29 protein-coding genes and 1 tRNA gene are annotated in these 22,909 nt (G+C 60.3%); 20 read left to right on the top strand and 10 right to left on the bottom strand.

What is annotated here, in order from left to right:
• Positions 1-109: 109 nt before the first annotated feature.
• Both AABQ55_RS19400 and AABQ55_RS19395 read left to right on the top strand, forming a co-directional pair.
• Positions 110-823: a GntR family transcriptional regulator gene (locus tag AABQ55_RS19400; RefSeq protein ID WP_245082670.1), complete on the top strand. Its 714-nt coding sequence runs from the start codon at positions 110-112 to the stop codon at positions 821-823.
• A gap of 264 nt (positions 824-1,087) precedes the next feature.
• Positions 1,088-2,374 (top strand): tyrosine-type recombinase/integrase, encoded by a 1,287-nt coding sequence (locus tag AABQ55_RS19395; RefSeq protein ID WP_272806182.1) that lies wholly within the window; start codon positions 1,088-1,090, stop codon positions 2,372-2,374.
• 210 nt (positions 2,375-2,584) lie between these two features.
• On the opposite strand, the gene AABQ55_RS19390 is transcribed toward AABQ55_RS19395, so the two are convergent.
• Genes AABQ55_RS19390 through AABQ55_RS19370 form a run of 5 tightly spaced genes read right to left on the bottom strand, consistent with a single transcriptional unit; the run spans position 2,585 to position 4,640 of the window.
• The gene (locus AABQ55_RS19390; RefSeq protein ID WP_272806181.1) at positions 2,585-3,064 is read right to left on the bottom strand and encodes a type II toxin-antitoxin system PemK/MazF family toxin; all 480 of its coding nucleotides are present in this window, start codon (positions 3,062-3,064) and stop codon (positions 2,585-2,587) included.
• A gap of 50 nt (positions 3,065-3,114) precedes the next feature.
• Positions 3,115-3,639 (bottom strand): hypothetical protein, encoded by a 525-nt coding sequence (locus tag AABQ55_RS19385; RefSeq protein WP_272806180.1) that lies wholly within the window; start codon positions 3,637-3,639, stop codon positions 3,115-3,117.
• The gene (locus tag AABQ55_RS19380; protein WP_272806179.1) at positions 3,636-3,917 is read right to left on the bottom strand and encodes a hypothetical protein; all 282 of its coding nucleotides are present in this window, start codon (positions 3,915-3,917) and stop codon (positions 3,636-3,638) included. Before AABQ55_RS19380 ends, AABQ55_RS19385 begins: the two co-directional genes overlap by 4 nt.
• On the bottom strand, positions 3,917-4,405 hold the full coding sequence (locus AABQ55_RS19375) for a YfbU family protein (protein ID WP_272806178.1): 489 nt from the start codon (positions 4,403-4,405) through the stop codon (positions 3,917-3,919). Before AABQ55_RS19375 ends, AABQ55_RS19380 begins: the two co-directional genes overlap by 1 nt.
• 1 nt (position 4,406) lies before the next feature.
• A complete protein-coding gene (locus AABQ55_RS19370) occupies positions 4,407-4,640 on the bottom strand; it encodes a helix-turn-helix domain-containing protein (RefSeq protein WP_272807503.1) in 234 nt (77 codons plus the stop codon).
• 116 nt (positions 4,641-4,756) lie between these two features.
• Here AABQ55_RS19370 and AABQ55_RS19365 point away from each other — a divergent pair, with 116 nt between their 5' ends.
• From AABQ55_RS19365 to AABQ55_RS19285, 17 genes are all read left to right on the top strand, one after another.
• Complete coding sequence (locus tag AABQ55_RS19365) at positions 4,757-5,161, top strand: hypothetical protein (RefSeq protein ID WP_272806177.1); 405 nt, start codon at positions 4,757-4,759, stop codon at positions 5,159-5,161.
• Entirely contained in the window at positions 5,158-5,415 is a 258-nt protein-coding gene (locus AABQ55_RS19360; RefSeq protein ID WP_272806176.1) for a hypothetical protein, read from the top strand. Before AABQ55_RS19365 ends, AABQ55_RS19360 begins: the two co-directional genes overlap by 4 nt.
• On the top strand, positions 5,412-5,606 hold the full coding sequence (locus AABQ55_RS19355) for a hypothetical protein (RefSeq protein WP_272806175.1): 195 nt from the start codon (positions 5,412-5,414) through the stop codon (positions 5,604-5,606). Before AABQ55_RS19360 ends, AABQ55_RS19355 begins: the two co-directional genes overlap by 4 nt.
• Before the next feature lie 76 nt (positions 5,607-5,682).
• Positions 5,683-6,210 carry a hypothetical protein gene (locus AABQ55_RS19350; RefSeq protein WP_272806174.1) on the top strand — a complete coding sequence of 176 codons (528 nt, stop codon included), beginning with the start codon at positions 5,683-5,685 and terminating at the stop codon, positions 6,208-6,210.
• Positions 6,211-6,310: 100 nt separating this feature from the next.
• A complete protein-coding gene (locus tag AABQ55_RS19345; protein WP_272806173.1) occupies positions 6,311-7,048 on the top strand; it encodes a hypothetical protein in 738 nt (245 codons plus the stop codon).
• 50 nt (positions 7,049-7,098) lie between these two features.
• Complete coding sequence (locus AABQ55_RS19340) at positions 7,099-7,377, top strand: hypothetical protein (RefSeq protein WP_272806172.1); 279 nt, start codon at positions 7,099-7,101, stop codon at positions 7,375-7,377.
• Positions 7,378-7,386: 9 nt separating this feature from the next.
• Positions 7,387-7,899, top strand: a complete 513-nt coding sequence (locus AABQ55_RS19335) for a hypothetical protein (RefSeq protein ID WP_272806171.1) — start codon at positions 7,387-7,389, stop codon at positions 7,897-7,899.
• On the top strand, positions 7,896-9,416 hold the full coding sequence (locus tag AABQ55_RS19330; protein WP_336314388.1) for a YfjI family protein: 1,521 nt from the start codon (positions 7,896-7,898) through the stop codon (positions 9,414-9,416). The genes AABQ55_RS19335 and AABQ55_RS19330 overlap by 4 nt, the downstream gene beginning before the upstream one ends.
• A 1-nt stretch (position 9,417) precedes the next feature.
• Positions 9,418-9,840: a hypothetical protein gene (locus tag AABQ55_RS19325; RefSeq protein ID WP_272806170.1), complete on the top strand. Its 423-nt coding sequence runs from the start codon at positions 9,418-9,420 to the stop codon at positions 9,838-9,840.
• 115 nt (positions 9,841-9,955) lie between these two features.
• Complete coding sequence (locus tag AABQ55_RS19320) at positions 9,956-11,143, top strand: phage portal protein (RefSeq protein WP_272806169.1); 1,188 nt, start codon at positions 9,956-9,958, stop codon at positions 11,141-11,143.
• Complete coding sequence (locus AABQ55_RS19315) at positions 11,136-11,639, top strand: HK97 family phage prohead protease (RefSeq protein ID WP_272806168.1); 504 nt, start codon at positions 11,136-11,138, stop codon at positions 11,637-11,639. The genes AABQ55_RS19320 and AABQ55_RS19315 overlap by 8 nt, the downstream gene beginning before the upstream one ends.
• A gap of 2 nt (positions 11,640-11,641) precedes the next feature.
• Positions 11,642-12,799, top strand: a complete 1,158-nt coding sequence (locus AABQ55_RS19310) for a phage major capsid protein (protein ID WP_272806167.1) — start codon at positions 11,642-11,644, stop codon at positions 12,797-12,799.
• Between the two features lie 13 nt (positions 12,800-12,812).
• Positions 12,813-13,241 (top strand): hypothetical protein, encoded by a 429-nt coding sequence (locus AABQ55_RS19305; RefSeq protein WP_272806166.1) that lies wholly within the window; start codon positions 12,813-12,815, stop codon positions 13,239-13,241.
• A gap of 665 nt (positions 13,242-13,906) precedes the next feature.
• Positions 13,907-14,212: a head-tail connector protein gene (locus AABQ55_RS19300; protein ID WP_272806165.1), complete on the top strand. Its 306-nt coding sequence runs from the start codon at positions 13,907-13,909 to the stop codon at positions 14,210-14,212.
• Positions 14,212-14,520: a phage head closure protein gene (locus AABQ55_RS19295; RefSeq protein WP_272806164.1), complete on the top strand. Its 309-nt coding sequence runs from the start codon at positions 14,212-14,214 to the stop codon at positions 14,518-14,520. Before AABQ55_RS19300 ends, AABQ55_RS19295 begins: the two co-directional genes overlap by 1 nt.
• A 110-nt stretch (positions 14,521-14,630) precedes the next feature.
• The gene (locus AABQ55_RS19290) at positions 14,631-14,918 is read left to right on the top strand and encodes a phage terminase small subunit P27 family (protein WP_336314387.1); all 288 of its coding nucleotides are present in this window, start codon (positions 14,631-14,633) and stop codon (positions 14,916-14,918) included.
• Entirely contained in the window at positions 14,896-16,503 is a 1,608-nt protein-coding gene (locus AABQ55_RS19285; RefSeq protein ID WP_272807501.1) for a terminase large subunit, read from the top strand. Before AABQ55_RS19290 ends, AABQ55_RS19285 begins: the two co-directional genes overlap by 23 nt.
• A 75-nt stretch (positions 16,504-16,578) precedes the next feature.
• Here AABQ55_RS19285 and AABQ55_RS19280 read toward each other — a convergent pair.
• From AABQ55_RS19280 to xylF, 4 genes are all read right to left on the bottom strand, one after another.
• Positions 16,579-16,655, bottom strand: a tRNA-Arg gene (locus tag AABQ55_RS19280).
• A gap of 167 nt (positions 16,656-16,822) precedes the next feature.
• Positions 16,823-17,608 (bottom strand): ATP-binding cassette domain-containing protein, encoded by a 786-nt coding sequence (locus tag AABQ55_RS19275; RefSeq protein WP_245082686.1) that lies wholly within the window; start codon positions 17,606-17,608, stop codon positions 16,823-16,825.
• Between the two features lie 14 nt (positions 17,609-17,622).
• A complete protein-coding gene (locus tag AABQ55_RS19270) occupies positions 17,623-18,936 on the bottom strand; it encodes a sugar ABC transporter permease (protein ID WP_245082688.1) in 1,314 nt (437 codons plus the stop codon).
• A gap of 216 nt (positions 18,937-19,152) precedes the next feature.
• Complete coding sequence (gene xylF / locus AABQ55_RS19265; protein ID WP_245082689.1) at positions 19,153-20,193, bottom strand: D-xylose ABC transporter substrate-binding protein; 1,041 nt, start codon at positions 20,191-20,193, stop codon at positions 19,153-19,155.
• A 243-nt stretch (positions 20,194-20,436) separates the two neighbouring features.
• On the opposite strand from xylF, the gene AABQ55_RS19260 reads away from it, so the two are divergent.
• Entirely contained in the window at positions 20,437-21,657 is a 1,221-nt protein-coding gene (locus AABQ55_RS19260; RefSeq protein WP_272806162.1) for an ROK family transcriptional regulator, read from the top strand.
• 219 nt (positions 21,658-21,876) lie between these two features.
• Here AABQ55_RS19260 and iolG read toward each other — a convergent pair whose 3' ends face one another.
• Positions 21,877-22,869 (bottom strand): inositol 2-dehydrogenase, encoded by a 993-nt coding sequence (iolG, locus tag AABQ55_RS19255; protein ID WP_272806161.1) that lies wholly within the window; start codon positions 22,867-22,869, stop codon positions 21,877-21,879.
• Positions 22,870-22,909: the final 40 nt, after the last annotated feature.

The following is a 22,909-nucleotide window of genomic DNA, read 5'->3' as shown; positions in this document are numbered from 1 at the left end:
AATGGCTTGTGAAGGAGGCCGTACGCCGGCTTGCGCCCGGCGAAAACCGCGGTGCCCGCATTGACCCGCCTATCGATTGTAGACAGATTGCCGCTCAAAGGAGTTCGACATGGCCACAGAGCAAATCCCGACCGAGGCAGGCGCCGGGGTCGACCGCAAGACCGCCCTCAGTTCGAGCCTGCGCCATCGCATCCTGACGATGCAGATCGCGCCGGGCTCGGTTCTGGACGAGATCGCGCTCAGCGAGGAATTCGGCCTTTCACGGCCGCCGGTTCGCGAAGCCATGCGGCAGCTTGCCGGCGAGGGCTTCATCGAGCTTGAGGCCAATCGTCCCGCGCGCGTGACCTCCATGAGCTATCAGTCGCTGCGTGACTTCTTCCTGGTGGCGCCGCTCATCTATGCCGCGACCACGCGGCTTGCCGCGGAAACCGCGACGAAAGCGGATATTGCGGGTCTTCGGGAAATCCAGGCCAGTTTCCGCCAGTCCGTCGAAGGCGACGATATCGATGGCCGCGTCTTCTACAACGACCAGTTCCATCTGCGCATCGGCGAGGTCGCGAACAATCCCTACCTGCTGCCGAGCCTGCGCCGGCTGCTGATCGATCACGCGCGGATCGGAAAGATCTTCTACCGTCCCGCCAATGCGCAGATGCAGGACAATCTGGAAGAGGCCTGCCGCCAGCACGACGACATCATCGATGCCATCGCCCATCACGATGCCGACCGCGCCGAAGCGCTGGTGCGCGCCCATCTCGATCTGTCGCGCAAGAACATGGCAATGTATGCCGCCCCGGAAGGCATGCAAGTCGCCATCGGCGTCTAGACAGCCGAGCGTCCTTCGCTGTGTCTGTGCATCAGGCAGAAGTGGCGCACCCGGCAGGATTCGAACCTGCGACCTTTGGAATCGGAAAATTAAGCTAGCGACTTTTCGCGAGTTTTCCAGAATTTTCTATAATGCTCTATAGCATTGATTTTCCGTCATTTTCGCTGATTTTGATTTTTCCTGTCTACTCTCGCCTCTTCCCCACTTTCCCATTTCGTGGTGAGTATTTGGTGAGTAGCAGGAAAAGTACAAAGGTCAAGGCACATGCCGAAGCTCACGAAAACGATGGTCGAGACCGCCGAACCGAAGGCGAAGCAATACAGCTTGTGGTGCGGCGAATTGGCTGGCTTCGGTGTTTATGTGAACCCGACAGGAAGCCGCACGTATTTCGTCGACTATCGCAACGCGGACGGCGAGCGCCGGCGAATGACGATCGGCCGGCACGGCAAGATCACGACGGAAGAAGCCCGCAAGCTTGCGATCGCCTCACTCGGCAGCACGGTTCGCGGTGAGGATCCACAAAAGGACCGGACGACGAGGCGCAAGTCGCTGACCGTGAAACAGCTCTGCGAGCAGTATATGGAAGCCGCCCGAAAGGGGGTGATCCTGGGCAAGGGCGGGAAGCCGAAAAAGGCCACGACGATCTATGTCGATCAGGGCCGCATCAACCGGCATATCGTTCCGCTGCTAGGCTCGAAGCTGGTTATCGACCTGACGACGCCGATGGTCACGAAGATGATGCGGGATGTCACCAACGGCAAAACTGCGACGACAGAGAAAACGGCGAAGCTTAGGGGGAAGGCGGTTGTCGAAGGCGGGCCGGGAACCGCGAGGCAAACCGTGTCGCTTATGAGCGGCATTCTCTCCTACGCCGTTTCGGAAGGCATCATCGACCAAAATCCGGCGCGCGGCATCAAAAAGCCGGCAGTCGGAAAACGCGATCGTCGACTGTCACCTGATGAGTATCGTGCGCTTGGCACGGCGCTGGCGACAGCCGAGGCAGAAGCCGAGTTGCCGCAAGCCATAGCCGGAACTTGGCTGATCGCTCTGACCGGGTGCCGGTTCGGCGAGGTACAGGCGTTGAAATGGTCGGAAGTCGATTTCGACGGCAAGGCATTGCGCCTGGAGGATTCCAAGACCGGCGCGTCGGTTCGGCCGCTGTCGCAAGCAGCTATCGAGGTGCTGGAGAAGATCGATCGAACGTCCGACAATATCTATGTGCTGCCGGCGGCGCGGAAGACAAAAGGGCACTATGGGTCTCTCGACACCGCCGTGGACAGGATTGTCGCGCGGGCGGAATTGACTGGTGTCACGTCACACACCTTGCGGCATTCATTCGCCAGCGTCGGCGACGATCTCGGCTTCACCGAAAACACGATCGGCGCGATCATCGGACACAAAGGCCAGACGGTCACGTCGCGATACATTCACAAGCTCGATAGCGTTCTGATCGCTGCCGCCAACAAGATCGGCGGCGAGGTTCACCGGCAGATGACCGGCATTGAGGCAACCGTTGTCCAAATGCCATTGAAAAAATCGCGAAAACGCTAAGGGGAGGCACCGCCAAAACCCCCAAAAATAGGATCGGGGGTGCTGGCAGTGCGGAAAACGCGAAAAGCCCCACCATAAGGTAGGGCTTTTCCGAACACACGACGGCCCCGCAAGCTTGTTATCGCCGACGCGAGACCCGCTGCTTCATTTAAGAAGCAGTCTCCAAGCCCGATGCCGAAGCAGAGCGGGAACGCGTATTGATATACGCACTCATAGGTGAATCGTCAATGAACCGAGGCCCAAACCATGCAGGACGGCCTTACGAATTTCTATAAGTTGAGCTGCGCTAATTCTGCCGGTTCGAAAGCGCCTGCCGCCGCCGCCAGGCGCGCGGCCGTCCCTAAAGCGATCAAGACGTGAAAGTGAAACAGTCGAGACCATATCGCATTTTGCCCACATGGTCGGTTCATCGAAAGGATACGGCAAAGGCACCGCCAAAGTGAAATTGCAGTGGTGCGGTTCCTCCGGATCGGGCGGCGTGGTGCTGAGAGGGACCACCGCAACCAGATCGGCGCGTCGTCGCAGTCTCGGTGAAACAATAACAACAGGCCGTAGCTTCACCATTTCTGGAGAAACGAAGCCGGTGCCGTAATCACAAAGGACGATCTCACCAGGTGATGGATAGTACGCAAGAGCCATAAAGATGAAACGAATCTCTGCTGCGAAAAATTGCGCGAAGATAGTCACCATCGAGCATCTTTTCCAAGCAGAATCCGGGATCGCGCTTCGGAAAGCGGCAGTTATTGGAGTTTTCCCCTTTTCACCGCATCGGCCATCTGCGCTATAGCTTCATCCAGAGCATCAACGGTTTCCAGCACTTCGCGGCCGGCTGTCGTCAGCTTCGCCCAAAACTGCTTGTCCCATCCTTCATACCATTCTACCCATCCGCGCAATGACATGCGCCGGCAGATGTCCTTATCGCTACCTGGTATATCGTTGATGGGGACACCTACGCTGTCTTCGACCGGCGCATCATTCAAGCTTCGCAGCAAGTCGATCTGCGCGGCAGTGACGCGAACCACGATTTGTTCGGTGCGATAGTTGTCGGCCTGGAGCGCCTTGCCCTCGTCCGTCAGCACGGCTTCTAGCTTCGACCGACCTTTCGGCTTCATGTCGGCGAGGCCGAGCTTTCGCAGCTCTTCGAAAGCAACCAGGTCACGATATTCCAGCTTGGCATAGGGCAATGCTCCGGCGGAGGTGATCTTCTCCATCACCTCGATCTGCGCCGGGGTGAGCTTGTGCCAAGGAAAGGGCTTGCGCGTCATCTCGCCCGGCGCGGAAACCTTCCGCGATCCATGACCTTCCAGCCGAATCCGGTCAGGCGATAGCCCTTCCTCATTCCTATGGACTGGTATCGGTCGGAAGTAGGGCCGCTCTCGGCAAGCCCCATCTTCACCAAGCGTTCGGCTACGACTTCGCCGAGATTGCCACGTTTGGCAAGCGGCTCCAAATCGCGCAAGGCATTGGCGAGTTGACCGACGCCGCGCCATTCGTTGGCATCGAGCGCCGTGTTCGCGAGGAAGTATTCATCGTCTTCCGTCATTAGGCTTCCGCGATTTCTTCAATCTGTTCTGCTGTAAGTTCGTGGCTGCCGCCGCGAAGCTGCCAGGCTTCGTGCATGCGACGATACCGATTCAGCGAGAAACTGCTGTGTGAATTGTCGGGAAGGTCTTTGAGTTCTTCCCATCTTCCAAGTGTGCGTCGAAGAAAGCGAGCGAACCCGTAATGTCCGCCGTCATCATTTCCGTCGAAGCCCGCGAATTCGGCTGAAGAGCTTTTCGGGGTATATCCTAGACGAATGCAAGAATGCTTTATTGCCCGGAACATACTTAGTATGTCGATAACCTCGCCGGAAACCTCCGGTTTGAGGGTTTCCGCGTAAATCGATGGGTTGATCTCAGGATACCACTGCTCATAACCGTGTGAGAGGATTTCTTGATTTGTCTCGTATTCTTTCGTGTCGTCCGGATTGATCCGCTTGAGGATTTCATACTGGTTCCACAAAGTAAGACGTTCAGCCCAAGTAAGCATTCTACCTCCCTTTCTTCAACCGGACGCCCGGCCCTTCGCCATTCTCGTCAACGAATATCACGCCGGCTGTTTCCAGGGCAGCCTTAATCGCGGCAAGGTTGTTGTGTGTAGGCACGCGCCGCCCTTTCTCAAAGTCACGGATTGTCGAGAGCCCAAGATGCGCCGCCTGCGCAAGCTGATCTTGTGACCATTCGATAAGGCCACGTCCGGCCCGAGATTGTGCAGGTGTAATCATGTCCAGCCTTATAACTGCCTCACGCATTTTCGTCCATAGTCAACGAATACTGTTGACTGTTAACCCTAACCAATGATATCCGTCGATTATTGACGATATTCGTTGAAGGAAAAATCATGATGCCGAACAACGTCGTTCAGGCTGCCGCCGAAGGCATGCCTATTCTCACCCGCCGCAAGGCACTTGGACTGATGGCCGCTATATCGGTGCCGCCGGCCGCTGTCGTCGCGGCTGCCGCAACCGAGCCGAAGACGCCGAGTATCGACGAGTTTCTCGCTAAGGCTCTGCCATCGGAGAAGGTGCGCTACCATTCCAATGCACTGTTGGACGCAATGGCTGAAATGCACCCTGATCAAGCCGGCTGGCGGGTTCAGATCGATCACGAATACACATTCGCCATCGTCACTTCCCGCCGTAAGGTTGGGAAAGTCTACGCCGTGGTCGATGATGGTTCACCGCTTCTGGCCGACGACGTTACCGGCACGACCGCTTTCGCGAATTGGGAAAGGGACCGGGTATGACCATCGATCCCTATAAGAAGGGTCCGTTTCGCCAGGTCGCCGACATGGAAGTTCCGCTCGCGACAATCCACGACATGCTGCGCGGCCTGGCCTTGTTGGCCGAGGGCATGGATGAGGACTATGCTAGCGTCGTTCAACGGATTGCCTGGTATGCGCTCGATCAGTGCCGAGCCGCTGAGAAGCTGCGCGGCGAGCTGTTTCACCTCACGCACCCTAACAGAGACCACTTCGAAAAAGAGGGTTGGCCGTCATGACCAGCTCAAGCGTTTACGCATTCCGCCGATTGCAGTTGGAAGCCCGGATCGAGGAAATGATTGCTTTGCTCGATGTTCTCGACGGTGATGCCGATCTTGAAGACGGCGGGGATACAGAACCGAACGGCGACGAACTTGACCATAACGGTGACGAGGCCGACCACGGCGGCGGCGAAGACGAATGGCGCTGACCAGCCGCACAGTGCCCTTGACTTTAAGTTTCATTGAAACTAATTATGGCTTCAATGAAACTTAAAGGGTATTGTTATGAATGATCTAGTTTCCAGAGCGCTCGCGCATTTCAAAGAACATTGGCATATCGGCATGGCCGGTACGTCCGATGCGGCAAACTTGCTAGACATAAATCCAAATACCTTGAAAACACGATTGGCGCGCGGCCAAGCGTTGGTTTTGCGCGACCCCAACGGCCTGCAGCGTTCGACGCTTACATTCACGGGCTTTCACCTAATATACAATCTTCTGTCCGATCGGCTGCTTCGGTACGGCTTCGCCAGTGACCACGACGAGACAACAATGGCGCACCTGCCATACGTCTATGCTGAGTGGGTCCACGAACACGTCTTATCCTCCCCCCATCGAATCGAAGCTATCCTCCGCTTTCGAAAAGAGGCTGACGGGGGAACACAGAACATGGTTTTTGAAGATGGGAACGTGGAGGATTGGACCGGTGATGCCGCACTAATCGTTCCGATAGGGACAATGGTCGTCCGCTTGGCTGCAACCGTTCTAATGCGAACCGGCAACCCTCAAATTTTTGAGCAAAACCGCCCATGACGGCCATCAAATGCGTAAAACACATTAGCTGTTGCGCGCCATGGAAAATCTGATAAATAGAGTCTACTGATTTTTACGCATTAGACTTGGCGGTAAGACAATGGCAAATTCCAAGCAGTTGGCAAAAGCGATCTCAGAGGTGCTCGGCGTCCCCTTAAAGACCATTGAGCAAATCGACCGCGTGCTGTCGGAGGCTGGTCTTCGTCATGTTGGAGGGCGGGGACCTTTTGCCGCAAAAATGCAGGCGAGTGACGCAGCCAATCTTTTGATTGCTGTGGCCGCTGCCCCGGTTTCCGGAGCGTTCGTGAAAGATGCAGCTAGGAACTGCCGGCACTATATGAGCCTTACCGTATCGAGGAATGACGCCAAGCCTTGGTTTAACGGAAACTCCCGCATCCCTCAAATTGCTGCCTTGCCGCCGATGCACTCGGTTGCGGATTTTTTGACGGCTGCGATCGAGGCAGCAATTTCGGGTGATTTGCAGGAAGCGCTTACGATTTCTTACAGCAGTGGAATCAAGCAAATTCTTCCCCGCGCGGTCGAATTCCAGTTTTGGGGGCCGCTCCCTCAAGTTCGGATCAGCCTAAGCCAGCCAGAGGTAGAGCAGGAACCGGAAACGCACGAGCGGAAAATCTATATCGATGATTCGCCGCAGGTCGATACGAAAAATGACCCCGATTGGACGAAGAAAATCCATGCCTGGTCGGATGAGCTTTGCAAGAAGTATGGGCCACATGGAGACCTTGAGCAAATCCGCATTTTGACGGTCACCAGCATCTTGGCCGTAGCCAGGTGTTTGAATGAAGGCAGCGCCCCTAAGCCGGGCACTGAGGAATGAATGCGAGATGGAAGGCCGATCGCCTTTCATAGACTAATAGGAGAATGAGCATGAATAGCGGAATTCAACCTGCTTCGGCGGGAACGGCGGAGCTTTGCCTTCCGACCGCTCTGCGTGCCAAGGTTCGTTATCGTTCGGACGAGGCTTCCACTTATCTCGGCACCGTCCACGGTCTGACTGTCGCGATGCGGACGCTCGACAAATATCGTTCGGTGGGCGGCGGGCCGCGCTTCCAGAAGTTCAATCGCTCGGCGCTCTATCACCGTGACGATCTTGACGCCTGGGCGCTTGAAAAGCTCGGCGACACCAAAGCCAGCACCAGCGAGTAGGCGTCGGAGATGATGGACGCCCCCAGCTTCGAATGGATCGATGCGGATACCCTCATCTGGTTGAGCCGGCAGGGCGTGGATGCTTTGCGCCTTGCCGAAATGCTGCCGATCCGTTCAGCGAAAGGTCGCCGGGCTGTTAATGGTTATTTCGAAGAAGGCGGTGCCGGCAGATCGTTCCTCGTTTTTGAGGAAGCCGAAGATCTGATCTTCTGGCAGCCCGAAACCGGCGAGCTGGCGACCTGGAACAATCGCGCTTTCGCACTTGGCGAAGCTGCGATCGACAATGCGGCGACATATGCCTTTGGCGCCAATCTCAACATTCTTCCCGATCCACTAACTTGGATGCGGTCAGGTCGAGATGGAATTGTTGTTCTCGACTGGCGTTTCGCCTTCGACAAACTTCGCGACGTGCCGCGCATCGCAGTCGCAGAACAGCTTCTCCCGACCTACCGAAAGTTTATGAAGCCGCGCCGGATGCCTTCCGTATCCGTCATTCCGGCGAAAGAAAGGATGGCTGCATGAACGCGCCGACCGCAATTCCATTGGAAGAATTTGAACGGTCGCGTCGGGCCGCGCCTGAATGGAAACGGCCGGTGCCGATCAAGACCAGCTTGCCGGCCGTAGAGCCGTTCGTGCCGGAAATGCTCCCGGAAGTGCTGCGCGCCTATGTCTTCGACGTAGCCGACCGCCAGCAGTCCGTTCCCGATTTTGTCGCCGTAGCCGCGTTGACCGGCATTGCCGCTGTCGTCGGCAACCGCATCCGTGTCGCGCCGAAACAGAATGACGATTGGATCGAGGTGCCTAACCTTTGGGGCGCTATCATCGGCCCGCCGAGCGCTATGAAGTCACCGGCCATGCAATCCGCTCTAGGTCCGATCTATGCCATTCAGGATGACATGCGGAAGGAATGGCAGAGCGATCTCGATGCGGCCGATATCGATGATGTGCTGACCAACCTCGATGCCAAAGAAGCGAAAAAGAAGGCTGAGAAGGCATTGAAGGCCGGAGATCGCGATGCCGCCCGCGCCATCCTTGCAGACGTGACAAAAGGCGATGACGACGAACCGCCATGCCCGCGCATCGTTGTCAACGACGCGACCGTTGAAAAGTTGGGCGAGCTGCTGAACGAAAACCCACGTGGGCTGCTGTTGATCCGTGACGAACTTCCCGGCTTCCTGTCGAGAATGGAAAGTGAGGAATATGCCGGGGAGCGGGCTTTCTATCTCGAAAGTTTCAACGGCTCCGGTCGCTTCACCTATGACCGCATCGGCCGTGGCACCGTCCATATAGAAAACTGCACCTTGAGCATCATAGGCGGCGTCCAGCCTTCACGTATCGCGCCGATCGTGCGCGGTGCTATCACAGGCACCAGCAACGATGGCCTTATTCAGCGCCTTCAGCTCGCCGTCTGGCCCGATCCGCGAGCGTCTTGGAAGTGGGTTGACCGCCATCCTGATCGTGCTGCCCGCGAGGCGTTTGAGAAGGTCTTTCGCGATCTGCACGAACTGGAACTTGGTAGGCCCGACGAACCAGCCGTGTTCCGCTTATCTGACAATGCGCAGGATATCTTCCGCCAGTGGATGGAGGAAATCCAGACGGAAGCGCGTGGCGGTAAGTTGTCGCCGGTTCTGGAAGCGCACCTGCTGAAGATGCCGAAGACTGTCGCCAGCCTGGCGCTTATCTTCGAATTGGTTGACGGCGGACGGTTCGAGGTTCGGGAACACGCCATGCTTCGCGCGCTTGCCTGGGCGGATTATCTTCGCAGCCATGCGAACCGGCTGTATTCGTCGGGCAATACCATGATCGAAGATGGCGCTCGGCTTATCCTCGAACGTCGCCACCAGTTGCCGGAAGAATTCACCGCCCGCGATATTTACAAAAAGGATTGGGCCGGTCTGTCGGATCGGGAAGTTGCCACAATGGCGATCGAGCTTCTTGTTTCCACCCATCATTGCCATGAGGTCGAAAAGTCTTCCGGGTCAAACCGAGGTCGGCCGACCGAGACTTACCGATGGAATCCGATACTCCGGGAGGCGTGAGATGGGTCGATGGCTTCAAGCTCTGCAAAATCACGAAAACGCTGAAAGCGATCACCCCCAAAAACCCCAAAAATCCCCTGAACCTATTATTGGGGGTTTTGGGGGTGCTTGTTCCGGCCATATCGAGAAAATTTCCGAAGACCCCGAAGTATTATTGGGGGTTTTGGGGGTGCCTGTTTCTGGCGAATATGAAAATTTTTCTGGATCAGTCACGCAAGATGCGCAGCCCAAGACCGATGCCGAGTTGTATATCGACGCCCTTCGCATCATCGGCCCATGCGGTTATGGAGGGGTCGGATCATTCCTTGGTTGGGGGATGACGCGGGCGGGACAAGTCGAGGAAGAGGTTCGTAAGGCTGGCCTGATTCGCTACGATCGCACCGGCCGAGCGACTGTTGTCGAGGCTGGCAAGCCGCCATTCTGATCGCGCGAAAATTCGGGAAAACACCCGAAAACACCAGCAAACTTAACTTCTTAGCTGTCGTTCCCCGCGCGCGTAACTTGCCGCATCATGTGTCCGAAAACAAAGCACGGCACACATGTTCAACTGGTTCAAGAAATCCTCGATCGAAGCAAAGTCGCTGACGAACCCGACAGATGACGAGATGGTCATACTGACGGGCGGTGTCGTCGGCGGTGTTTCGCTGTCTATCGCCTTGACGGTGCCGGCGGTGCAGTCGGCGATCAGGATTATCAGCGAGGCGGCGGCTTCCCTCGATATCGCGGTGATGCGGATCAACGATGATGGCAGCGAGGAGAAGGATACCTCGCATCAGGTTTCCCGCCTCTTGGCCGACCAGCCGAACGAATGGACCAGCACTTTCGAATTGATCCGCGATCTTGTCGCCACGGCTCTTACCCAGGATCGTGGCGGTGTCGCTTTCGTGAATCGTGTCGGTGACGAGGTGCGGGAAATCATCCGCTACGAACCGAGCTATGTGACGGTGGACTTCTCTGCCGATGGCCGGCAGGAACCGAGCTACCGGATCGCCAATCGTCCGATCCCCGCCAGCGACATCATTCATCTTCGCTCGCCGTTCGGCCGGTCGCCGCTCGCGCTCGCGGCCGACGCCATCAACACGGCGAAGATCATGGAAACCCATGCTGGCAATCTCTTCCGCAATGGTGCGCGCCCGTCCGGCGTTATCGAGTTTCCGAAGTCCCTTGGTGATGAGGGACTGAAGAAAATGAAGGCCGGCTGGAAGAACGCCCACGAAGGGCCGGAGAACAGCGGTCGAACCGCCATTCTTTGGGATGGAGCGAGCTTCAGGCCGATCACGCTGACCAGCGTTGATGCGCAGTTTCTTGAACTACGCGGCTTCCAGATCCTTGAAATCGCCCGCGCATTTCGCATCCCGCCGCCGATGCTCTACGACTTGAGCCGCGCGACCTGGAGCAATGGCGAACAGCAGGGCAAGGAATTCTTGTCTTATTCGCTGGAACCGTGGCTGAAGGTGCTGGAAGGCGCGATGCGTCGTGCGTTGTTCTCTGCCGAAGACCGTCCCCGCTACCGTATCGTATTCGATCGCGACGACCTGACCCGCGCCGACCTGACCGCACGCGCGACGGCTATTTCCTCGCTGATCTCCGCGAAGGTCATCAATCCGAACGAGGGGCGGGAATGGCTCGGTCTCGCGCCGTACATCGGCGGGGAGGCATTTTCCAATCCACATATCACGACCGGCGACAAGCCATCCGATCCGGTCAAGGAGACCGATAATGGATAGGCTGTATGTCGAGACGAAAATCCTTGCGGACGATGCCGGCGCTATCTCTGGCCTGGCATGGAAGTTTGGCGTTGCCGATCGCATCGGCGACTGGATCGAGCCGGGTGCGTTCAAAAGCGCAAAGCTGCCGATCCCGATGCTGTTCGGTCACGACATGAACGATCCCGTCGGCACCTGGGATATCGCGACCGAAAAGGCTGACGGCCTGCATATCTCCGGCAAGCTGCTGGTCGATGACGTGGCGCGCGCTCGCGAAGTCCGCGCCCTTGTTCAGTCCGGTGCCGTGCGGGGCTTATCGATCGGTTTTATCACCAAGCAGGCCAAGGCCCGTTCCGGTGGTGGCCGCACCATCAAATCCCTTGAACTTCTGGAAGCGTCCCTTGTGACCATTCCCATGCATCCCGGCGCGCGCGTCACCAGCGCGAAGTCGGCAGTCGAGGCGATCCGCATCGCGGAAGCCATCAACCGGGCGGCAGCCCATTTCGCAGCGAGGTAATCATGCGACACGATAAGAACCTGGCGGCGAGCGCTGCCATCATCCTGAAGGGCGAAGAGGACGATCCGGCCGGCATCGTCACCAAGGCGCTCGACGACATGCAGAAGGCGATCGATGATCGTCTGAAGGCGATCGAGACCAAGACGGCCGAAAGCGAAAAGCTCGGCGATCGGATCAAGGCGCTTGAGACGAAGGCGAACCGTCCCAGTGCCGACGACGGCAAGGCTGACAGTGCGGAAGAACTCAAGGCATGGGTTACGTACCTGCGCAAGGGCCAGCAGGCCGATGACGTGACGCTGAAGGCTCTGACCGTCGCCAACGATCAGCAGGCCGGCTATCTCGCACCAGCCGAGGTATCCAGCGAGTTCATTCGCGACCTGACCGAAATCAGCCCGATCCGGCAGCATGCCAGCGTGCGGTCCTCCGCAGCGCCTTCGGTCAAGTATCCGAAGCGCACCGGCATCACCAATGCCAAGTGGGAAGGCGAGATCGAGGAAGCCGAGCAAAGCACGGTCACGTTCGGCCAGACCGAGATCGTGGCGAAGCGGCTGACGACCTATGTCGATATCTCCAACTCCCTGCTGATGGGCAGCGAAGGGGCGGCAGAAACGGAAGTCCGCCTGGCGTTCGCCGAAGACTTCGCTATGAAGGAAGGGCGGGCATTCGTTGCCGGCGATGGCTTCAAGGAACCGGAAGGCATCCTGTCGAGCACGGCCATCCAGCAGGTGCTCAACGGCCACGCGACGAACATCAGCGCCGATGCCCTGATCTCGCTGATGTATGCCCTGCCGGCGGTTTACCGTAATCGCGGTGTCTGGGTGCTCAACGGCACGTCGCTCGCTGCGATCCGCAAGCTCAAGGATGGACAGGGCAATTTCCTGTGGCAGCCGTCCTTCCAGGCAGGCCAGCCGGAAACCATCCTTGGCCGTCCGGTGGCTGAAGCGGTGGACATGCCCGACATCGAGGCGAATGCCTTCCCGATCGCATTCGGCGATCTCGGCACCGGCTATCGCATCATCGATCGCATGCAACTCGGCACCCTCACCGATCCCTACACGCAGGCCACGCGGGCAATCACCCGCATTCACGGCACGCGCTGGGTCGGCGGTGGTGTCGTCCAGCCGAACGCAATCCGCAAGCTCAAGATGGCAACGTCCTAAAGGAGGCAAGACCATGCGAGATATCGTTTCCAACATCGGCCTTGTCACGGCCATCGCTCCGGCGGTCTATACCGCCGACAACACGCCGCCCGCGCTCGATCTTCTCGGCTTCGGCAGCGCCATGCTTTCGATCCATGTCGGTGTGGGTGGCATCACATTCACCGGCACGAACAAGATCGAGTTCGTTCTGACGCATAGCGAGGACGGCACGACCTTCGATCCCGTCACTGACGACGACGTTCAAGGCGTGGCTGGCACGACCGGCGGCATCGTCCTCGCCCTCAAGGCGGCGCATGCCGATCCGAGCGTTACCAAGGTGGGCTATGTCGGCAATCGTCGTTACCTGAAGCTGTTGGCGGATTTTAGCGGCACGCACGGCACCGGCACGCCGATCGCGGCAACGCTGGTCAAGGGCAATCCGTCTCAGGCACCGGTCACGTAATCAGCGGGGCGTTCATTGACGGTGCTGCGGTCCATCGAACAACGGAAAGTCACCTGCCAGCCCCCAGTCGGCAATGCCGGCGAGTGCGAGGTTCAAGGTGGCATAGGTCGCGAACACCAGCCGTCTCCTTTCCGGCCAAGGGTTCATCGGCAGCCGCGCTCGGCACGCCAAGGGAGGGATGCTTCGGCGTCTCTCCCTCAACTCAAGGAAACAATCATGCCTATGAAAGCCCCTCGCATCTGTGGTTGCGGTCATCGGATTGCATCTGGTGCGGCCTGCCCATGCGAACAGAGACGAGCCAAGGAACGCAAGACGCGTCACGACGCCAATCGACCGAGCGCAAGAGCGCGTGGCTATACGGCCGAATGGTATCGGGAGAGCCGAGCATTCTTGACCGTGAACCCACAATGCCGGCGATGCGGCAAGCCTGCGACCCTTGTGCATCATGTCGTCGCGCACCGTGGCGATCAGCGTCTCTTCTGGGATCGATCGAACTGGATGCCATGCTGCCAGCCTTGCCACGATGGACCGATCCAGAGCGCCGAGAAGAAAGGCCGGGGGGTGGCTCAGAACTTTGGTCGATCCACCAGGACCGGCGTGGGTAGGACAACGCGAGATTTGCCCGAAACAGGGTTTTTTACTGACGCGACGGATGAGGACTTCCGATGATTGCCGATTTGACCATCCTGAAGGAACAGCTTCGTGTCGATTTTGACGACGATGACGCCACGATCGGGCGCAAGATTGCCGCTGCGCAAGACCTCATCGAGCGACACCTGGGCTTCAAGATTGAGGATGAGTTCGGCGGTGCCGGCCAAGAGGAAATTCCGCCCGCCCTTGTCGAGGCCGTGTGCCAGCTTGTCGGTCATTGGTTCGAAAATCGGGAAGCGGTGATCGTTGGAGTCAATGCGCAGGAATTGCCGCTGAATGTGCGCGATATCATCCGCGAATATCGAAATTGGAGCTGGTGATGCGCGCCGGGGCAATCGATCGCCGGATTACCATCCAACGCTATTCCGTGGTCGGTGACGACGGTATGGGCAACCAGATCACGGAATGGGCTGATCTGGCGACGGTGTGGGCCAAGGTTCGGCAGGAAGGCGGTCGCGAGTTTTTTGCTCAAGCAGCCATACAGGCCGAACGGCGAGTGATCTTCACCATTCGCTGGATGGAAGTCTGGGTGATCGATCGCATTCAATATGACGGCATCGAATACAACATTAAGGAAGTGCGCGAGCTTGGCCGGCAGGCTGGCGTCGAGCTTCATGCGGTAGGTTGATTATGCGAGGCACGAAACCTCATCTGGTCATCGACAATGACGCCGTGCGGACGGCTCCGGCGGCACCTGCTTGGCTTTCGAAAGAGGCTAAGGCCGAATGGAAGCGCGTCATGCCGATCCTGGTCGAACGGAAAATCCTGACCGTTGCGGACCTCGCCAGCTTCGAAAACTACTGCGTGGCGATCGGCACGGTGCGCGAGATGGAGCGAACGCTTCAGTCTGCCGGCTATACCTATGAGACTGAGGGCGGGGCAATCAAGCGTCACCCGGCCGTCGCGATCCAGTCGGATGCCATGACGCGCGCTCGATTGCTCGCTGCCGAACTTGGTTTAACGCCAGTGTCGCGGTCGCGGCCGGCCATCAGGGATGATGACGATGCTGATTCCCTCTTGGATTGATGACGGCTCCGAGATCCCCGATCCCTTCGGCTATGGCGAGCGTGCCGTTCAATGGCTGCGCCGGCTGAAGCATCCGAAGAACCCGGCACCGGGCCGGCCGTTCCAGCTTGATCCCTGGCAGGAAAGGATCATTCGCAAGCTGTATGGGCCGCGCCACGAAGACGGATCGAGGATCGTGCGCCGCCTGGTGCTGCTCTTGCCACGCGGAAATCGTAAGACAAGCCTTTGCGCCGCAATTACCCTGCTACACCTGATGGGACCGGAGCGGCTTCCCGGCGGCCTGACCGTCTCGGCGGCATCGGCGCACGAACAGGCGATGGAGCTGTTCAACGAAGCCGCAATGATCGTCCAGCACGACAAGCGGCTGGAAAAACACCTTGCAGTGCGGGAATACACATCCTCGATCAGCTTCCGCAAAGAGCGATCCCGCTACATCGCTGTCGCATCTGATGGCAAGGTTCAGCACGGCAAGACGCCGAACGTCGTCATTGCCGACGAACTGCACGCCTGGGAGGGGCGAGCCGGACAGCGCCAATGGGAGGCACTTGATTCGGCGCTGGTGAAGGTGCCGGGAACGCTGTTGATCGTCGCCACGACCAGCGGACGCGGGCAGGAGAACCTTGCGTGGAAGACGGTGGAATACGCGATCAAGGTTCAGAAGGGCGAGATCGATGATCCGGCCACCCTGCCGGTGATTTTTATGGCCGAAGAGGGCGACGACTGGCAGGCGGAAGAAACGTGGTTCGCCACCAATCCCGGTATGCGCCACGGCTATCCCGATCTCGAAAGCTACCGCGACAAGGCACGCAAGGCGATCAACAGCCCATCCGATCGTGACAGCTTCCTGCAATACAATCTCAATCGGTGGCTGGATCACTCGGCATCGCCGTTCGTGGAAATGTCGGTTTACGACGAAGGGCGCGGTGAGGTGCCGCTTGATGACTTTGAAGCCGAACAGACGCCGTGCTGGCTTGGTGTGGACCTGTCGAGCAACTCGGACCTGACGGCCGTCGTTGCTGCCTGGGGCAATGCCGAAGATGGCTATGCGGTCCATCCCTGGTTCTTCTGCCCTGAAGACAATCTGCGGCGCCGCGCCGATCGCGATGGTGTTCCCTATCCGGCATGGGCGGAACAAGGGCTGATCCTGCCGACACCTGGCAACGTGGTGGATTTCCGTCTGGTGGAAGACCAGATCAGGGAACTATGCGCCCGTTTCAATGTGCGCGAGATCGCGTTCGATCCGCATCTGGCGCGCAATACGTTGAACAACCTGCTGGAAGACGGCCTGCCGGCTGTCGAGATGCGGCAAGGCTGGGTGACGATGGCACCAGCTATCAAGGAACTGGAACGCGCAATTGTCGGTCGCCGCTTCAGGCATGGCGGGCATCCGATCTTGCGCTGGCATTTCGACAATATCGCCGTCGAGACCGACAAGGCCGGCAACCGGGCATTCCACAAGGGAAAGTCGAAAGATCGTATCGACGGTGCCGTCGCGTGTGCAATGGCTGTTGCCCGCGCCGCCGCTGGGGAGGGCGCGACCACATACGATCGGGAAGACTGGTCCGACGACATGGCTTACTTCTGATCGCGCTGATGGTGAGTATTTGGTGAGTGAGCGTTGAGCGCTCAGCTTGCGACTTCTACAAGTCATTGAAAAGATTGGCGCACCCGACAGGATTCGAACCTGTGACCTTTGGAATCGGAATCCAACACTCTATCCAGCTGAGCTACGGGTGCTTGCCTAGGCGATGACTCGCCTGTCCGATGAGAGGGTTCTTAGCCTAGCTGGGGGCGGGCTTCAATCGGGAAAATGCAGAAAGGGCAATCTGTTCTGGCGGGCTGTGCGCTTTGGGCCGCCTGGGATAGGAAGCCGCCGGGGGGCCGGCGGCTTTCGGTCGTCCTCGTCAGGCGGTCTGCATGGCGCCGGGGCCGGGGATGGCTTTTTCCGGGACCTTGCCGAGGATGATCATGCCCAGCACCTCGTCCTTCGTCACGTCCTCGGTGCGGGCGTGGCCGACGACCTGGCCGTTCTTCATCACCGAGACGCGGTCGGCGAGGTCGAAGACGTCGTGGATGTCGTGGCTGATCAGGAAGATGCCGATGCCTTCCTTCTTCAACTGCTTGATCAGTTCGCCGACCTGCGCCGTCTCCTGGGGGCCGAGGGCGGCGGTGGGCTCGTCCATGATCAGGATGCGGGCGTTGAAGAGGATCGCCCTTGCGATGGCCACCGACTGGCGCTGGCCGCCGGAAAGCGCCTTCACCGGCTCCTTGAAGCGCTGGAAATTGGGGTTCAGGCGGCCCATCACCTCGCGGGTCTTCGCCTCCATCGCCACGTCGTCGAGGGTGCCCCAGGGGGTCCTGAGCTCGCGGCCGAGATAGAGGTTGGCGGCGGCGTCGACATTGTCGGCGACGGCGAGCGTCTGGTAGATCGTCTCGATGCCGTATTTCTTGGCGTCGCGCGGATTGTTGATGTCGGCGGGCTCGCCGTTGATCAGGATCTCGCCGCCATCGCGCTTGTAGGCGCCGGAGAGGATTTTGATCAGCGTCGACTTGCCGGCGCCGTTGTGGCCGAGCAGGGCGACGACCTCGCCTGGATACAGATCGACCGAGGCATTGTCGACGGCGTGGATGCCGCCGAAGGAGATGGAGATGTTCTTCATCTCCACGAGGGGCGTACGGGTGTCCGTCATTTTATGGGCTCCTCTTACTTGGCGCGGGCGCGGTAGACCGTGTCGAGCCAGACGGCGACGACAAGGACCATGCCGACCACGATGCGCTGGAACGGGGTGTCGATGCCGACCAGCACCATGCCCGATTGCAGCGATTGCATGACGAGGGCGCCGAGCATGGCGCCTGCGATTGTGCCCATGCCGCCGGCAAGCGAGGTGCCGCCGATGACGGCCGCGGCGATGGTGTAAAGTTCGTCGAGTTCGCCCTGCGCGTTGGTCGCGGCGTTGAGGCGGGCGGTGGAGATCGCCGCGGCGATGGCGCAGAGCATGCCCATCAGCGCGAAGATCTTGACCGTCACCCAGCGGGTCTTGATGCCGGCGAGTTCCGCCGCCTCCGGGTTGCCGCCGAGCGCGAAGACATAGCGGCCGAAGCGCAGGCGCGTCGAGATGAAGGTCATGACGATGCCGACCACGATGGCGATCAGCACGGGAATGGCGATGCCGTGCGGGATGAAAAGGCCGCCTTCCGGCCAGGCGATGCCGTTGGCGTCGGCGTATCTGCGGGCGATGGCGACGGGCCAGGGATAGCTGTTGACGACCGCGATGGCGCCGAGCACGAGGGCGCAGCCGACGGTGGTCAGGAAATATTCGGCCCACATGGGGCGCAGCGGAAAGCCGAAGCGCTTGCGCTGCTTGCGGGAGTTGGCGATCGTCGCGACGATGGCGATGCAGGCGATGACGCCGACGATCCAGCTGGCGGTGGCGCCGATCGAGCCTTCCGTGCCGCCGCCCATCAGGCGGAAGGTCGCGTCCATCGGGGCGACCGTGCGCCCGCTCGTCACGAACCAGGTGGCGCCGCGCCAGACGAGCAGGCCGCCGAGCGTGACGATGAAGGAGGGCACGCTGAGGAAGGCGATGATCGCGCCGTGCAGGGCGCCGATGCCCGCGCCGAGCAGGAGGCCGGCGAGAAGGGTGATCATCCAGGTGGCGGGGTGGTTGAAGCCGAGAAGCTGCGGCAGCAGCTCGGCCTGCAGCACGCCCATGATCATGCCGACGAAGCCGAGGATCGAGCCGACGGAGAGGTCGATGTTGCGCGTGACGATGACGAGCACCATGCCGGTCGCCATCACGGCGACGGAGGCGGTCTGGACCGAGAGGTTCCACAGGTTGCGCGGCGTCAGGAACAGGCCGCCCGACAGGATGTTGAAGCCGATCCAGATGATCAGCATGGCGCCGACCATGCCGAGCAGGCGCGTGTCGATCTCGGTGGCGCGGAAGAAGCGCTTCACCGGATTCTCGCTCGCCGATCGCGCGCGATTGGCATGCGTGGTATTCGTGATGTCGGCCATGGCTTTGCCGTCCCCCCACTTTTGTTGAACGTGTCGTTCGGGCGTGGTTTGAGGTTCCAGCGGGATGGAACGGAAAACCGTTTCCCACCGCTCCTCATTCCGCTTCGAGGATTTTCGCCGCCTCATCCTCTGCCCGCTGCCCATCTTGCGCAAGCGCCGCAACGGAAGCCGTTGCGGCGCCTGGTGATGGTCAGGTCAGTACCGGATCATTGCCCGTCAGTTGCAGGCCGCGACCGAGCCGGCGGCGACGCCCTGGCAGGCCGTTTCCTTCGGGATCCAGCCGGCCTCGATGACGACGTTCAGGTTGTCCTTGGTGATCGGCACCGGCGCGAGGAAGACCGACTTCATCTCGACGCCCTTCGGGCCGCCGTTGAAGGTGGTGACGCCCTCGATCTCGTCCATGGTCTTGCCCGAGGCGAGTTCAGCCGCGATTTCCGCGGCGCGCTTGCCGAGGTCGCGCGAGTCCTTCCAGACCGAGACGGTCTGCGTGCCGAGCGCGACGCGGTTGAGCGCGGCGTGGTCGGCGTCCTGGCCGGAGACCGGGACGGAGCCGGCAAGGCCCTGTGCGGCGAGCGCGGCGATCGCGCCGCCGGCCGTGCCGTCGTTCGAGGCGACGACCGCATCGACCTTGTTGTCGTTCGCCGTCAGGAACTGCTCCATGTTCTTCTGGGCATTTTCCGGCTTCCAGCCGTCGGTATAGGCTTCGCCGACATTCTTGATCTTGCCGGCGTCGACGGCTTCCTTCAGCACTTCCTGCTGGCCTGCGAAGAGGAAGTCAGCGTTCGGGTCGGACGAGGAGCCCTTGATGAACACATAGTTGCCTTCGGGCTTCACCTTGAACACTTCGCGGGCCTGCATGCGGCCGACTTCCTTGTTGTCGAAGGTGATGTAGAAGGCGGACGGGTTCTCGATCAGGCGGTCGTAGCCGACGACCGGGATGCCTTCCGCCGCGGCCTTTTCGATGGCCGGGCCGATGGCTTCCGAATCCTGGGCGAGGACGATGATGGCGTTGGCGCCCTGGGCGATCAGCGATTCGACGTCGGTCAGCTGCTTGGCGGCGGACGACTGGGCGTCAGCCGAAATGTACTTGTCGCCGGAGGCTTCGAGTGCTGCCTTGATGGCGGCTTCGTCGGTTTTCCAGCGCTCTTCCTGGAAGTTCGACCAGGAAACGCCGACCACGAGGTCCTTGGCGTGCGCAACGGAATGCAGGGAAACGATGACGGCAGCCCCTGCCATCAGCTTCAGAACGAACTTCATAATATCCTCCCAAGTGAACACCGGCCGCCTGGACGAACCTCCCGTCCAATCAACGACCGGCCACGATCTACTGTCTCGATGCCCCTCCCGACGGTGCCGGGACTTTTTTCTCGACAGTCGAGAAAATAAATGTCAGAAGTTTCGAAGGCTGTCAACACGGCTTGAAAGGCCTTGAACGACGGCGTGACAGATGCTTTGGGAGGGGCATGTGTTGCATCCTGTGAAAGCGAGCGGAAACCGACGATGCTGACCAAGTCGAGCACGGAGCTTGTGCGTCAGCAGAACAGCGCGCTGGTGCTCGCCTCGCTACGCCGGCACGGGCCGCTCGCCCATACCGACATCTCCCATCACACGGGACTCGCCTCGGCGACCGTCTCGGTGATCACGGCGGAACTGGAGAAGGCCGAGGTGCTCGAGCGGCGCGAACAGCAGGCGTCGGCCTCGCGCGGGCGGCCGCGCGTCATCTTCGGCCAGCGGCGCGATGCCGGCTATCTCGCCACCGTGCGCATCTCCTCCGACATGGTGCAATATTCGCTCGCCGATTACGGCGGCACGCTGCTCGATCGCTTCGAGGAGCCGCGCAACCATGCCGATACCGCGACGCGGCCCTTCACGGAAGCCTTCGTCGCCGCGCTCGACAGGCTGGCGGACCGGTCCCGGATCGACCGCGGGCAGGTGCTGGTCGTGTCGATCAGCAGCAAGGGCCTTGTCGATCCCCTGACGGCACGGCTCGTCTGGTCGCCGGTTTTCGGCACGCAGCAGGTGGATTTCGCCGCGCTGCTCCAGCCGCCCTGGCGGGCGAAGATCCTCATCAGCAACGAGACGCTGCTCGTCGCCCATGCCATGGCGCTGCGCATGGAGAAGGCGGGGGTGCGTGACCTGCAGGCTGTGGCCGCGCTGTCGCTCGGCCACAGCATCGGTCTCGGCATCGCACGGTTCGACCGGTCGGGGGAACTCTCGGTCACCGCGCCGAATTTCGGGCACATGCTGAACTCCTCGGACGGCAAGCTGTGTCGCTGCGGCGCGCAGGGCTGCATCGAGGCCTCCGCCGGCTTCTACGGCATCCTGCGCACGGCCTTCGAGGTGCCGCCGGACACGATCCCGGCGAAGTTCGTGCCGCTGGTGGAGATGGACAAGATCGCGCTGCGCGCCCGCCAGGGCCACCGCATGTCGGAATATGCCTTCCGTCAGGCCGGGCTGGCGCTGGGGCAGGGGCTTTCGCGCGTGGTGAGCCTCTACGAGAACATGCCGATCGCCATCACCGGCCCCGGCACGCGCTATTTCGACCTCATCCAGCGGGGCCTGGAGGAGGGCCTGGCGCAATCCCAGCAGGTCCGCCTCTTCGGCGCGCCGCCGATCTCCGTCGTGCCGGAGGAAGCGACGCTGGTGCTGGAGGGCCATCTCGACCGGGCGCTGGCAGAGATGGACCACGATGTCATCGCTGCGAGGGCGGTGGGAGAGTGAGGGGGTAATCGGATGGCCCTGATGCCTGGACGCTCACACCACCCTCCTTCGTCATCCTCGGGCTCGACCCGAGGATCTACGCATCACGGCAGAGCTTGAGTTTGTGGCCTGGATCCTCGGGTCAAGCCCGAGGATGACGGAGGAGGGTGGTGTGGGTGTTCCAAACAAAAAGACCGGGCGAGAAAATCGCCCGGCCAGGTGCTTGGGAGGCGGTTTCCGTCAGGCGACGGAGATCTGGCGCTTTTCCTCGACCGACGTCACGGCCGCATCGGCAAGCGCAAGGGCTGCGAGGCCGTCGGCGCCCGACGGCGAGATGGTCGCGCCCTTCTCGATGGCGGCGATGAAGGCCGCGATCTCGTTGGCATAGGCTTCGGTGTAGCGGGTCATGAAGAAGTCGTGCAGCGGCGGGCGGGTGTAGCCGTCGCCGTTGGCGACCTCGATGGAGACCGGGCGCTGGTTCTCGGCAGACACCATGCCTTTCGAGCCGTGCACCTCGATGCGCTGGTCGTAGCCATAGGTGGCGCGGCGCGAATTGGAGATGACGGCCTGCTTGCCGGACTTGGTCTGCAGGATGACGGAGACGCTGTCATAGTCGCCGGCCTTGCCGATCTCCGGATCGACCAGCACGGCGGCGGTAGCGGAGACCGAGACGACCTCCTCGCCGAGCAGGAAGCGGGCCATGTCGAAGTCGTGGATCGTCATGTCGCGGAAGATGCCGCCGGAGCGCTTGATATAGTCGACCGGCGGGGCGCCGGGGTCGCGGGACGTGATCGTCAGCATCTCGACATCGCCGATGCGGCCGTCGTCGATCGCCTGCCTGACGGCCATGAAGTGCGGGTCGAAGCGGCGGTTGAAGCCGACCATCAGCTTGCCCTTGGTCTCGTCGACCACCTTCATGCAGGCCTTCACGCGCTCGACGTCGAGGTCGATGGGCTTTTCGCAGAAAATGGCTTTTCCACCGCGGGAGAAGCGCTCGATGAGGTCGGCATGGGTGTCGGTCGGTGTGCAGATCACGACGGCGTCGATGTCCTTCGCCGCTTCGATCGCCTCGATGGTGCGGACCTCGCAGCCATATTGCCTGGCGATGGCGTCCGCCGCGGCGGGGAACGCATCGGCGACGGCGACGAGCACGGCATCGGGATTGCCGGTCACGGCCTTGGCGTGAACCTTGCCGATGCGGCCGGCGCCGAGAAGACCAAATCTTACAGTCATGTTGTCCTCGTTATGTGTGGGAGCGAATAGCGAATAGGGA

Origin of the sequence: Shinella sp. WSD5-1 (assembly GCF_963942435.1) — a bacterium.
GTDB lineage: Bacteria > Pseudomonadota > Alphaproteobacteria > Rhizobiales > Rhizobiaceae > Shinella > Shinella yambaruensis.
Note: the sequence above shows the minus strand (reverse complement) of the source record. Positions and strands in the feature narration are given on the sequence as shown.